The sequence below is a fragment of the Jeotgalicoccus sp. WY2 genome, from assembly GCF_018437745.1.
Lineage (GTDB): Bacteria > Bacillota > Bacilli > Staphylococcales > Salinicoccaceae > Jeotgalicoccus > Jeotgalicoccus psychrophilus.
The window spans coordinates 56,990-69,047 of record NZ_CP049818.1; the positions used below are offsets into that span (position 1 = coordinate 56,990).

Consider the following 12,058-nt stretch of genomic DNA (forward strand, 5'->3'; position numbering starts at 1 on the left):
GATGATAGAATTTCTGGAATCGATAGAAGAACTCCTGTTTTTGATCGCATCAATCGGTGCGGTTATAATGGGGATTGTCGTTATTTTTGTCCGCAAGCATGCAAGTAAAACACCGCTGACATTAAAGAAAATTATAATACCGCCAGTAATGATGTCAACGGGAGCATTGATGTATATATTCCCATACTTCAGACTGTCATGGATACACATCGCTGAAACGATAGTTATCGGCGCAATATTCTCAGTAGTCTTGATTATTACGACGAAATACGAAGTTAAGAATTCCGAACTGTATGTCAGACAGACAAAAGCATTCCCTGTAATTTTAATGGGTCTGCTGCTGGCGAGAATTGCATTGAAGTATATATTCTCACTGAATACAACACCAGGCGAAATCGGCGGAATGTTTTTCCTGCTCGCGTTCGTTATGATCGGAATTTGGCGTTTATCAATGTTTATCAAACATAATGACTTTAAAAAACAGCAGGCCGTCGCATGACGGTATGCTGTTTTTTTGATTTTATGAGAATGTTTGTGCCGGTTAACAACGGCATCTTTCTGTTGTGAATCTGCAGCTCTTGGTTAACAACGGCATCTCCCTGTTGTGAATCTGCAGCTCTTGGTTAACAACGGCATCTCCCTGTTGTGAATCCAGTGCTCCCGGTTAACAACGGCATTTCCCCGTTGTGAATCCATCACTGATACTGCAACAAAAAAAGCAAACCATCCTATGATGGTTTGCCGCTTACTTTTTCTGTCTGTTCAAAGATGGAGAATTTTTGTTTCTCGTCATCTGCAAGTTCAAACAGTTCTGTGTATGGTGTGTAATCTATCTCAAGCTGCTTTAATTTTTTCTTCATAAATTTATGGTCTTTTTTCGGTGTAGCGATAATGTAGCCTTTCATTATCTGATCGAGTTCAATCGTTTTAACACCTTCATCCAGCGCTATTTTTGAAATCCTGCCGGCAATTCTTTCCTTTGCAACATCTCTGAAAAGTTCCGGAACCGGGCTGACCAGTTCGTTCAGCAGTGAGCGGGCGTCCTTATTCCATAAAGGCAGGGCTTTTTCTATGTAGTAATCCTGCCAGTCGAGTTCTGAATAGCCATCTCCTTTAGGCATGCGGCGCAAGAATTTTCTGAACATGAAGAATCCGCCAATCGTCATCGCCCCGAGCATAATGAATGTCCATATCGCAATTAAAATCATAAATATATCAAATGACACTGTAATCACCTCTACTTAACTCATATTATACATATCTTGAACTTTGTTTGTCCATTTAATAATTTGTGACGATATATAGTGTGAGAGGAGGTGGGAACATGATAAAAAAACTGAGTGCAAAGTTTTACTTCTACGCTGTAAACGAAGAAGGTAAGGAGGTGACGAAATCACGCTCGATTCACAGTCTGTCGAGTGAAGCCAGTGATGCGGGTGTCAACGCTCTGGCAGCCATTTACGAGAATTTGACAGGGGAACAGTATTCACTGGTTGAAAAAGTAGTGACGCATATCGTCGATTAATTAAACTGAATCATTAACAGAGAGGAGGAACACCAATGGATGAAAAATTAGTAATGGTATTTACTACGAACGTGGATAAAAGATTTAATCTGACTGTTAATAACCCGAAAGCAGGTATTACCCCTGCAGAAGTTGAGGCAGAGGCAGCGCGTATAATTGCAGAAGATATTCTGCGCCCGGTACAGGGGATTCCGGTTTCCCTGTATTCAGCGAAAATCGTCAACACAGCAACGACAGTGCTTAAATAATATGGACTGGATACCTTTTGTGAGCGAGGTTGGATTTCCGGCTGTAATTACGTTTTTCCTGCTGTACCGCATGGAAACTAAATTAGACGATTTAATCATTACAATCCAGCAGCTCAAATAATATACAGACTCTTACCGGTTTTACCGGTGAGAGTCTTTTGTCATTCAGGAAGTATGATAAAATCAATATAATGACTTTAAGAGGTGACTATAATGCGGATTTTACATACAGGCGACTGGCATATCGGCCGCAAAATGAACGGTCTCGATTTAATCGAAGATCAGGCATACATATTGAAACAATTAATGACCGAAATTGAAAAAAATGATATTGATATGGTAGTCGTTGCCGGGGATATTTTTGACCGTGCAAATCCGTCACAGCGTGCGTTAAAGCTTGCGAACGACACACTTTATCAAATAAATATGACATTAGAAAAACCGCTCCTTGTTATTAGCGGAAACCACGACAGCCGTGAACGACTGAACTACGGCAGCGAATGGTTTAAAGCAACGGATTTTCATATAAATACAGATCTCGATCAGGCACATATTCCTGTAAGTATCGGTGACACGGATTTTTATCTGCTGCCGCATATTGAAGTACTTGAGGCACGGAACTATTTTGAGGACGAGACAATCGTTTCTCATCAGGATGCCTACGATAAAATACTTGAAAAAATTAACGGCCGTCTGGACAAAGAAAAGACGAACATACTGGTTGGACATTTATACTTATCAGACAGTATCGAAAGTGACTCAGAAAGACCGCTGTCGATGGGGCTGAGTGAAGCGGTGAGCGAGGATACGTTCAGTAATTTTGACTACTCACTGCTAGGTCATCTGCATCATCCGTTTGCAGTAAACAGCGAGAAATCATTTTACAGCGGGTCTTTATTAAAATATTCATTCTCTGAACATAAACAGCCGAAGGGTTACAGAATTATCGATACTAAAAAGAAGAAGGTCTCTTTCATTCCGCTGGAACCTAAACACGATGTCGTCGTATTTACCGGTGATTATGAAGCGGTCGTTAACGAGACGGTCACGTTTAAAGATAATGATGCGTATTTTAAATTTGAATTATCAAATATGAGTTATGTAACAGAACCGATGAGTAAAAAAAATGATTTATCCGAATACACTGGAGTTAAAACCGTTAATTGAAGATCGTTCATCAGAGCTACAGACGGTGGATATGACGACGACAAGTGACGTGGATATCTATCAGTCATTTATAGAAACGACTCTCGACAGAAATGTAACGGATTTCGATAAAACGATGTTTAAGTCATATTTTGCAGGTGAGCATAATGAAACTGATTAACTTAAAAGTAGAATATTTCGGACCGTTCGAAGCTGAAGAAATTAATTTCGAGAGTCTTAATAATAAATTGTTTTTAATTAGCGGACGTACGGGTTCAGGCAAGACGATGATTTTTGATGCGATTGTCTATGCATTGTACGGCAGCGCGTCAACGACCGGGCGTGATGAGGAGTCGCTGCGCAGTCAGTTTGCACCGGTAGATAAGGCTCAGGTTAAGCTTACTTTTGAAGTGCGCGGTAAAGAATATACAGTGGAGCGTACTTTAAAATATCATAAGCCTGGCAATAAAAGTGCGACACCGCCGAAAGCGGTGCTCTATGATGGACAAGGAAAGATTCTTGCAGGCAAATTGAATGAAGTCAGGGACATGGTGGAAGAAGTTGTTAAGCTGAACCGTGCTCAGTTCAGAAAGATCTTAATACTGCCCCAGGGTGAGTTTAAAGAGCTGCTCGTGTCATCGAGTACTGATAAACAGGAAATACTCCGCACATTATTCCAGACCGGACGTTTTTTAAACTTTGAACTCAATTTAAAAGACAAGCTGAAAGAACAGTCGGCTGAAGCGGCTAAACTGGATATGAGAATTAGTGAGCGTGTCAAACACATTCATACTGAGGACATTGATATTACAGAGCAGCAGGAATTTCCAAACTATAATATTGTGCTGGAATACGCCGATGGTGTGTTTTTCAGTTATGAGAAAAAACTTGAAGAGCTGACTGAAGACGGTAAAAAACTTAAAACTGAACTTGAAAACAACACAGAGGCATTACTGAAAAAACAACAGCATAATGAACAAATTAATAAACTTAACCAGTTAACTGAATCAATTGATGCTTTAAAGAGCCAGACTGAATCAATCGATATTTGGCGTAAAGAAATTAATGACTTTGAAACAGTTTCATCAATTAAATACGAACTGCTGCGCCGTAAAGAATTGGCTCGGTCAGTAGACGAGATTAATGAGGCTCTGACTAAAGAAAAAGAACAGCAGTCTGATCTGTCAGAGCAGCATAAAAACAGTAAGACACAGCTTGAAGAAACTGAAGAAAACATTCCGGATATGAACAAAAGACAGCAGCAGTACTACAGCAGAGAATCGTTCCTGGCAGCATCTTATGAAACTCTGAATAATGATTTCGCGGCTCTGTCTGCAGAACTCGAACAGAAAGAAAAAGAAACTAAAACATTAACGGATTCTGTTAAAGAAACAAAAGCTCAGCTTGAAAAACTGTCAGCAACACGCGGCGCGGCATCAGAACTGCAGGAACTTCATATTGAATTACGCGATAAGTGCAGCAAGCTTGAGGCTGAAGCAGAAGCGGCTCACGCTGATCAGAGCCTGCTTGATGAACGCAGTGAAATTAAAAATAGCATTGAATCGAACAATGAAAAGCTCACTGAACTGAAAGATGAAATAAAACTGTTTAACAGCAACCTTGCTGATTATGATGAAGAAACAGTACAGACGCTCAATCATCTGATTAATCATTTAGAACTGGGTGCAGCATGTCCAGTCTGTGAACAGACTATCCTCGAACTTCCGGAGTCAGGCGGATTTACTGAAGAAGACAGACTTCAGCTGAATACCTTGCAGAAGCAGCTGTCAGAGCTTGAAGGAGCTAACCAGAAACACGTAGTGCGCATTGATGTTATCGATGAACTGCTGAAAGATAAAGAATACAAAAATCCTTCAGAGCTGGAAACAGAACTCGAAACGCTGAAGGTACAGAAAGATACAGCGGCCAAAAAACTTGCTGAGATTAACAGTGAACTTGAACAAAAAGAACAGCTGAACAATGAACTATCCAGACAGAATGAAAACATTCATACACTGCAGCTGAAAAATCAGGAAATGAAAAATGCTGCAGATCAGCTGTCAGAGAACAGCATAACTTTAAAGAAGTAACAAGTTTCACTGACTATAATGACTTTAAAGTTCATATGAATAATGAGCATAAATTCACTAAAGAATTCCAGGACAGCTTAAATCAGCTGAAAGAAGAAGTAAACAGCTTAACGAATCAGCAGGAACTGTCCTCTTTGAAAGTTAAATCACTTGAAGCGGATAGCGAAAAAACAGCAGCTTCATTGACGCAGTTTAACAGTGAAATCGATACGTTTATGAAAGTACATAAGTATTCAGCTCAAGACGTGCTTTATAAGATTATTCACGATGAGTCGATTCCAGTTAAAAAAATAAGGTGAAATCATTTGATGACGAGAATTTATCTCTTAAAAATCATCTTGATGAGCTGAAGAAAAATCTCGAATCGACAGAGAAATTCAGTACCGATGAAGATGTGCGTGCTGTGAGCGAGGCCGAGACTGCGCTAGAGTCTGCACGGGAATACTATGCTGCTGTGAATGAAAGAAAGAATCAGAATATTTCTTCCAGGAACTATCTTGCGGAATTAATCGATACATTCAATGCATCCTACGAGGAATTCAGTCAGCTGAACGAACTGGTTGAAGCGGTGCAGGGGAAGAAAGGCCAGAAAGTATCACTAGAGAGATACGTACTGACGTACTTCTTAGAGCGCATACTGGATCTTGCCAATGTAAGATTGACTGCGATGACAAACCACCGCTACAAGCTGCAGCGCAGCATGAAAAAAGTGAACCGTTACAGCGGTCTTGATATTGAAGTGTTCGATTACTACAATAATCAGGCGCGTAATATTAATTCATTATCAGGCGGGGAGACATTCCAGGCATCACTCGTTCTGGCACTTGCATTAAACGAAGCACTGCAGCAGGAGTCAGGCGGAATTACACTCGATACGATGCTGATTGATGAAGGCTTCGGGACGCTCGATCACGAGACGCTGGAAGTTGCAATATCCACATTAATCGACCTGCAGACCACAGGGAAAACGATCGGTATTATTTCACATGTGGAAGAGTTAAAAGAACGCATGGAACATATTTTATATGTAAAACCGGATAATGAACGGAGCACGACAGAGATTGTGACACTGTAGACAAGGATTAGTCATAAAAAGTGCATAATTTACATGCGCAGTAATTTTAATTTTTGTTAACATTAGAAGTAAGATGAATGGTAGGAGGGGACACACTTGAAAAAGTGGTTAATCGCGGTTTTGGCATCACTCATGTTTTTATCAGCGTGCAGTGCAGGCGCAGTAGAGACGATGAGCCGGTACGGTGATGAAATACAGAACTTCGAAGTGACGAATCAAGATGATGAAACGTTCACGAGAGAAGATATGGACGGTAAAGTATGGCTGTTAAGCTTTATCTTTACGAACTGCGCGACTGTATGCCCGCCGATGTCTCAGAACATGACTGCAGTGGCAGAGGAGCTGGAAGACAAGGGAATTGAGGACTACGGCATTATGAGTTTCTCAGTTGATCCGGAAGTAGATACACCTGCAGTACTCACAGAATATGCAAGCTGGTATGATATACCGGAAAGTACGGATTGGCAATTCTTAACTGGATACGATTACGGATTCATTAGAGGATTTGCGGAAGACAACTTTAAAACAATCGTTGCTCCGCCGCCTAAAGGCAGTAACCAGGTAACCCACGGAACTTCATTTTACTTAATCGATGCTAACGGTACAATTATTAAAGATTATGCTGGTGTGGATTCAGGAGACAATAAATTCCCGCAGGCTGAAGTGGTATCGGATGTTGAGAAACGGGTAGAACAGAATAATGATGAGAACTAAGTAAATATGACATTCCCTGAGCCGGGGGATGTCTTTTTTATGTCAAAAATCTACTCTGTTTAGGCTGGTAAACTTTTACAATACATGAGATAATTTAATTGAAAGAAAATTCAAATAGGAGGCTTTTAAAATGAGAGCAGCAGTATTCCATAATGCAAAGGACATTCGAGTAGAAGACATCGATGCACCAAAGATTCAGGATAATCAGGTAAAAGTTAAAGTGGCTTGGGCTGGTATATGCGGAAGTGATTTACATGAGTATAATGCAGGTCCAATTTTCATCCCTAAAGATGAAGAATCTCCGTTAACGGGTAGAAAAGCGCCATTGACTATGGGCCATGAATTTTCGGGAGTAATTGAAGAAACAGGATCAAACGTTGAAGGTTTAAAAGCAGGAGATAAGGTGACGATTAATCCCTTAATCACCGGTAAAGTTCATGAAAAAACTCTGGTAGATATGTATAAAGGATTTACATTCGTAGGACTTGGAAGCGACGGTGGTTTTGCTGATTATGTTGTGGTTAATCAGGAAAACATTGTTAAATTGAATGATGATACTTCACTGGAATTAGCAGCACTTGTTGAACCTACTGCTGTAGCACTACAGGCAATCAGAGAATCAGAAATGAAATTCAGTGATTCTGTCGCAGTATTTGGTGCCGGTCCAATCGGTCTTCTTACAGTTATAGCTGCACGTGCTGCAGGAGCTAAAGATATTATCGTGTTTGATTTGAGTGATACACGACTGGAAAAAGCTAAAGAAGTTGGGGCGACATACGTTGTAAATTCCGGAAATGAAGACCCTGTTGAATTTGTAAAAAAATATTATCCGGACGGTGTGGATAGAACGTTTGAAGTAGCCGGGGTACCGGTTACATTAAATCAGTCAATTGCGGTAACACGAGCTCGCGGTATGGTCACTATCGTATCTATATTTGAAAAAGCTATGGAATTTAATCCAATGCTGCTTACAGCAAGCGGAGTGAGAATTTCTTCAACACTTGCATATGAACCTGATATTTTCGAAGCAACTGTGAAAATGATGGAAAGCGGTCAGATTAATCCATACCCGGTTATAACAGATTACATTGAACTGGAAGATATCGTTGAAAAAGGGTTTGAAACCTTAATTAACGATAAAAGCCAGGCGAAAATTTTGGTCAAATTAAGCGGAGATAAATAAAATTTTATATTATTAAGTGTATAAATTTGTACAATAAAAGTCTAATTTTCTTGAAATTAAGAGGATTAGACTTTTTAATAAAAAAATTTAAGGGAATGGGACAAAAACGTCTGATGATAGTATATTTCATAAAGTATAATCATAAGTAAAACTCGCACGCGAGACTCCTTGGGGAATAGCATCAGCGTAAGATTACAGGCATACGCGGTGCCTAAAGGATTGCTAACGTACGGATTATTTGTGCTGAAAATACTTATGTCTCAGCCTTTTGAGTTTAAACAAGTTTTAGCTAGTTTTTCTGATTCTTAAAGTAATCATGACTGCTGATAACAGAACCAGACCTGCGAAAATGCTGATTAGCAGGGTATTATTGTCTGCCGGGGCTGCCATTGCTGTGTTTGGCATTTCAGCAGGCATTTCCATCATAAACTGATCTGGCATTTGTGTAACGATTGCACCGGACAGTCCTTTACTTGTCATAAACATATGGTGATATGCTTCTCTTGTTTGTTCATATGCAACTTGATAATCTTCAGCTGCATATGCATCGAATGCACCAACAAGCTGTTCTACATGCATCTGTAATCCTTCAGCTAATGCTTCGGCAGGCAGGTTGCCGTCTGTTGCTGTATCCATGAACATTGAGAATTCTTCTTTCTGAAAAGATCTATGACGGAGTTTCTTGTAATAGTAATCAGCCAGGTAGACATTTTGGGCTTGTCGGCATCATATGGATTTTTGTTCTGCCATAGCTTGATGAATACATCCTGAACAATTTTTTCGGAAACTTCGTGGGTCGAAGTCATTTTGTAGGCATAGGAATAAAGTAATTTTTCGTATTTGGAATAGATGGATTCGAGTGCGCTCTTGTCACCTGAACACATGCTATCGTACAGTTCCAAGTCCGTTTTAGTCATCTGATTCTCCTCAATTTACGTCTTTCATCATATTTATATAATAAAAAAGCATAGAAGCGTAGGTGACATAGCTTCTATGCAGTCTTAACTTTCAGAATTCAACTCAGTATAGATTACCCAGCGGTTCGGCGTGCCGCCAACATCATAATCATAGACGCCTTCACATGTAATAAGATTTAATAAGCTGCGGTGGGAATAGCCGAAAATTTTATCTAATGGTGCTTCGTCCGCATCATATAGTTCTTTATCGAAAACAGTAAAAGTGAGCACTTCACCTTCCATACCGTGAATGATAATTTCATCGCCTTGATTCAGCGTATGAAGCTCTGAGAACACTCCGGGATCAACAGTATCACTCACGTGACCTGCAATAACAGCGTTACCAGGTTCACCTGGTTTATAGCCTGGTTCATACCAGGAAGTGTCATCGATAGATTCTGGTACTGCCATTTCTCCATTATCTAAAAGGCCGAGAGAGGCAGTCACGCTTTCTTCAGCCGGTTCACTTTCCGGGACTTGCTTTTCAGAATCGTTTGCAGTGCAGCCGGCGAGCAGAATTGTAAGCAATAAAGGCATTAACAGCTTCATAAAATTCCTCCTTGTCTTAATAAGGATACGCAGAAAAAAGAGATTTAGATCACATAAGTTTTTAAACCGGGATTAATTATCAAATTTTCAGGGTAGATAAATTAAAAGGAGAGTGGATATCAATATGAGTAAATCTGTATTAATTATGGTTACAAATGCTGACACAATTGCAGGTAACAAGAATAAACCGACAGGTGTGTGGCTGTCTGAAGCGGCTGAACCGTATATTGCATTTCAAGGTGCGGGCTTCAAAGTTGATATAGCATCACCTAAAGGCGGGGAAGTACCTATCGATCCAAATTCAGTCGAGAATGGTAACGATGATGAGAAATTTACTGAAGTAACTAAACTGCTTCAAAACACACCGCGTATCGGAGATCTCGTTTACGAGAATTATGATGCGATATTTTTAGCAGGTGGGCACGGCGCAATGTTCGATTTCCCGGGAGATGCGGATATTCAAAATATTATGGCTTACTTTAAAGATAATGGAAGAGTTATCAGTGCAGTATGTCACGGTCCGGCAGCATTTGCCAATGCGAAAACTAAGGACGGTAAATATTTAGTCGATGGGATTAAATTGACTGCATTTACAAATGAAGAAGAAGATGGGGCGAACCTGTCCGAAGATATGCCGTTTATGCTGCAGACTAAACTTGAAGAAAACGGCGCCGGTTTTGTTAAAGGCGCGGCAGGGGAAGAAAATGTCGTTTCAAGCGGCAGTTTCATAACAGGACAGAACCCGGCTTCTGCACAAGGCGTTGCCGATGCAGTGATTAATAGACTACAATAATATATTTACGGTTATGACGGTGCCTTTTGTTGAGGTCCCGTCTTTTTGCTGATATATTTAGCGTAAATTTAGTCGAAATCAATTTGTGATGCCGTGTTAAAGTACGACGCGGATCCACCGTCGTACCCGAAGACATTTAAAGCTGCCGCAAATCAAAAAACAACCCGGAAACATCAGTTTCCAGGTCATTTATCAAAATATTAAGCTGCAGCGTTTTTGTTTTTCATCTTGTTTATAGTAAGCATGATTGCAATAAGAATTACGATACATAAAATGTTTTTCGAGAACAGCGGCAGTGCCGACATATTAATAAGTATACCGACACCGAGTGCCAGTAGACCGTAAATTGGGAACTTACCTGCAAATTGTGCGAGTACTGCGCCAAAGATTGCAGGGAGTACGAACGGAAATACTTCCTGAACACTTTCCGGAATAATTGTTAACAGCCACAGTCCGGCAAGGATAACCGGTATCAGTATAATTTTGTTGACCAGTGATGCTGCACTGATGCCGAGTGTTCCAATGATTTCACCTTCGTCAGTTCCCGCCTTGACTCCGACTGCTTCCTGACATGATGCAACTGCCGGGAGACACATATTTGATATGTTTCCTGTAAAGAATGCAACATATGTCCCGGATACTCCGAGGACAGGGAAATACATAATCGGTTCTAAAAACCAGACAATGGCAACGACTGCTGCGTATGCTAAAAAGCTGTTAATAATTAATGAGAATCCGGGATGGAATCCCATTATGAATGAAATGTATAACGGCATTGCAAATGATATTAAAATTGCTAACCCTAAAGTAATACGGCCCCATTTATGAGAGGCTGCTCTAAATTCCTGCATAAAAACCCCTCCGTTTTATATAAAGAAATAAACTGCGAATAAGCTGATCAGTATAAAAAACCTAATGACCATTCTTTCAGCCAGTTAATTCCTTTTTTATTTGCTATATAATTAAATGTCAGTGACGAAATTACCGCCACAATTGCCGTGAAAAGATATGGCGCGCCTTTAATCATTTCAGCACCGGTTAATGAACCGAACACCGCAATCATTGCACCGCTTGCAATGATGCCCATTAAATATTCACCTTTAGGTCTTGATGTGAGTTTAGTCTGAATCTTGCTCAAGTACGGTGTAGCGAAAAAATGTAAAAATCATCCAGCCGGCACCGCCGATACATAATGTCCAGACAATAAGGTTAAATATTTCAGGAGTAAAACCATCTCCTGCTAAAGTTGCTCCTGCTGATTGTGCGGACAGCTGTGCACCCATACTTTCAATAGGAGCCGATCCGATAACACCGATTCTCATCATTGTGAGCGGGTTGCCGATTAATGAAATCAGCGACACAGCCACGATGATGATACCGATTGACGGTCCAATCGCAGTAATACTTCCTGTTTTAATTGCACGTTTAATATTTGTTTCACTGATGCCGACATCTCTTGCTGCTTTTTTTGATAAAGATAAAAATTTAAGTGCCTGAGATATAACCAGTGCAACAATTGCAGAAGCAAATATCCAGACAACAGGCGAGTTGGCAAAATCCATTCCCATGTAATAATGAAACCCTACCGTTAAACTGAACAAATAAAGACGAGAATGTTGATTTAACCTGTGCTATTTTACGTTATTATGCAAAAGTTCATGTAGATAAGGCATATCCATATATTTTAAAATGGGCAGATACCAGTGACGTGCGAGAATGGGCGTGTGCAGGAGTCGCTACCTCAACATTAGCCCACTATCCAGGACCAGCAACTATTGA

General features: G+C 40.3%; 19 protein-coding genes. 12 read left to right on the top strand and 7 right to left on the bottom strand.

Features of this window, described 5'->3' with window-relative positions:
• Window position 1: 1 nt before the first annotated feature.
• Complete coding sequence (locus G4D76_RS00280; RefSeq protein ID WP_213810227.1) at window positions 2–499, top strand: CcdC family protein; 498 nt, start codon at window positions 2–4, stop codon at window positions 497–499.
• A gap of 229 nt (window positions 500–728) precedes the next feature.
• On the opposite strand, the gene G4D76_RS00285 is transcribed toward G4D76_RS00280, so the two are convergent.
• A complete protein-coding gene (locus G4D76_RS00285; protein ID WP_035784999.1) occupies window positions 729–1,208 on the bottom strand; it encodes a DUF2621 family protein in 480 nt (159 codons plus the stop codon).
• 116 nt (window positions 1,209–1,324) lie between these two features.
• On the opposite strand from G4D76_RS00285, the gene G4D76_RS00290 reads away from it, so the two are divergent.
• The 10 genes from G4D76_RS00290 (at window position 1,325) to G4D76_RS00330 (ending at window position 7,981) form a co-directional block, all read left to right on the top strand.
• Window positions 1,325–1,525: a DUF1659 domain-containing protein gene (locus G4D76_RS00290; protein ID WP_026858282.1), complete on the top strand. Its 201-nt coding sequence runs from the start codon at window positions 1,325–1,327 to the stop codon at window positions 1,523–1,525.
• A 35-nt stretch (window positions 1,526–1,560) separates the two neighbouring features.
• A complete protein-coding gene (locus G4D76_RS00295) occupies window positions 1,561–1,773 on the top strand; it encodes a DUF2922 domain-containing protein (RefSeq protein WP_026858281.1) in 213 nt (70 codons plus the stop codon).
• A gap of 1 nt (window position 1,774) precedes the next feature.
• Window positions 1,775–1,894: a YvrJ family protein gene (locus tag G4D76_RS00300; RefSeq protein WP_084135661.1), complete on the top strand. Its 120-nt coding sequence runs from the start codon at window positions 1,775–1,777 to the stop codon at window positions 1,892–1,894.
• Between the two features lie 92 nt (window positions 1,895–1,986).
• Entirely contained in the window at window positions 1,987–2,940 is a 954-nt protein-coding gene (locus G4D76_RS00305; protein ID WP_250130047.1) for a metallophosphoesterase family protein, read from the top strand.
• Window positions 2,900–3,100 carry a hypothetical protein gene (locus G4D76_RS13990; protein WP_250130048.1) on the top strand — a complete coding sequence of 67 codons (201 nt, stop codon included), beginning with the start codon at window positions 2,900–2,902 and terminating at the stop codon, window positions 3,098–3,100. Before G4D76_RS00305 ends, G4D76_RS13990 begins: the two co-directional genes overlap by 41 nt.
• Window positions 3,087–5,009, top strand: a complete 1,923-nt coding sequence (locus G4D76_RS00310) for an AAA family ATPase (protein ID WP_213810228.1) — start codon at window positions 3,087–3,089, stop codon at window positions 5,007–5,009. Before G4D76_RS13990 ends, G4D76_RS00310 begins: the two co-directional genes overlap by 14 nt.
• A 35-nt stretch (window positions 5,010–5,044) precedes the next feature.
• Window positions 5,045–5,308: a hypothetical protein gene (locus G4D76_RS00315; RefSeq protein ID WP_213810229.1), complete on the top strand. Its 264-nt coding sequence runs from the start codon at window positions 5,045–5,047 to the stop codon at window positions 5,306–5,308.
• Window positions 5,305–6,084, top strand: a complete 780-nt coding sequence (locus G4D76_RS00320; RefSeq protein WP_213810230.1) for an SbcC/MukB-like Walker B domain-containing protein — start codon at window positions 5,305–5,307, stop codon at window positions 6,082–6,084. Before G4D76_RS00315 ends, G4D76_RS00320 begins: the two co-directional genes overlap by 4 nt.
• A gap of 96 nt (window positions 6,085–6,180) precedes the next feature.
• Window positions 6,181–6,798 carry an SCO family protein gene (locus G4D76_RS00325; protein WP_213810231.1) on the top strand — a complete coding sequence of 206 codons (618 nt, stop codon included), beginning with the start codon at window positions 6,181–6,183 and terminating at the stop codon, window positions 6,796–6,798.
• A 130-nt stretch (window positions 6,799–6,928) separates the two neighbouring features.
• A complete protein-coding gene (locus G4D76_RS00330) occupies window positions 6,929–7,981 on the top strand; it encodes a 2,3-butanediol dehydrogenase (RefSeq protein ID WP_213810232.1) in 1,053 nt (350 codons plus the stop codon).
• 285 nt (window positions 7,982–8,266) lie between these two features.
• On the opposite strand, the gene G4D76_RS00335 is transcribed toward G4D76_RS00330, so the two are convergent.
• The 3 genes from G4D76_RS00335 to G4D76_RS00345 form a co-directional block, all read right to left on the bottom strand.
• Window positions 8,267–8,623, bottom strand: coding sequence for a hypothetical protein (locus G4D76_RS00335; protein WP_250130049.1), 357 nt, complete (start codon window positions 8,621–8,623; stop codon window positions 8,267–8,269).
• Window positions 8,575–8,898 (bottom strand): RNA polymerase sigma factor, encoded by a 324-nt coding sequence (locus tag G4D76_RS00340; RefSeq protein WP_213810233.1) that lies wholly within the window; start codon window positions 8,896–8,898, stop codon window positions 8,575–8,577. The genes G4D76_RS00335 and G4D76_RS00340 overlap by 49 nt, the downstream gene beginning before the upstream one ends.
• An 84-nt stretch (window positions 8,899–8,982) precedes the next feature.
• Complete coding sequence (locus G4D76_RS00345) at window positions 8,983–9,486, bottom strand: class F sortase (protein ID WP_035784905.1); 504 nt, start codon at window positions 9,484–9,486, stop codon at window positions 8,983–8,985.
• 124 nt (window positions 9,487–9,610) lie between these two features.
• Between G4D76_RS00345 and G4D76_RS00350 the strand changes: the two genes are divergently transcribed.
• Complete coding sequence (locus G4D76_RS00350) at window positions 9,611–10,279, top strand: type 1 glutamine amidotransferase domain-containing protein (protein ID WP_213810234.1); 669 nt, start codon at window positions 9,611–9,613, stop codon at window positions 10,277–10,279.
• A 200-nt stretch (window positions 10,280–10,479) separates the two neighbouring features.
• On the opposite strand, the gene G4D76_RS00355 is transcribed toward G4D76_RS00350, so the two are convergent.
• The 3 genes from G4D76_RS00355 to G4D76_RS14000 are packed head-to-tail and all read right to left on the bottom strand — an operon-like array spanning window position 10,480 to window position 11,847.
• Window positions 10,480–11,130 (bottom strand): hypothetical protein, encoded by a 651-nt coding sequence (locus tag G4D76_RS00355; RefSeq protein ID WP_035784902.1) that lies wholly within the window; start codon window positions 11,128–11,130, stop codon window positions 10,480–10,482.
• Between the two features lie 47 nt (window positions 11,131–11,177).
• Complete coding sequence (locus G4D76_RS13995) at window positions 11,178–11,366, bottom strand: DUF5058 family protein (RefSeq protein ID WP_371814532.1); 189 nt, start codon at window positions 11,364–11,366, stop codon at window positions 11,178–11,180.
• Between the two features lie 31 nt (window positions 11,367–11,397).
• Window positions 11,398–11,847, bottom strand: a complete 450-nt coding sequence (locus G4D76_RS14000; protein WP_250130051.1) for a DUF5058 family protein — start codon at window positions 11,845–11,847, stop codon at window positions 11,398–11,400.
• Between the last annotated feature and the right edge of the window lie 211 nt (window positions 11,848–12,058).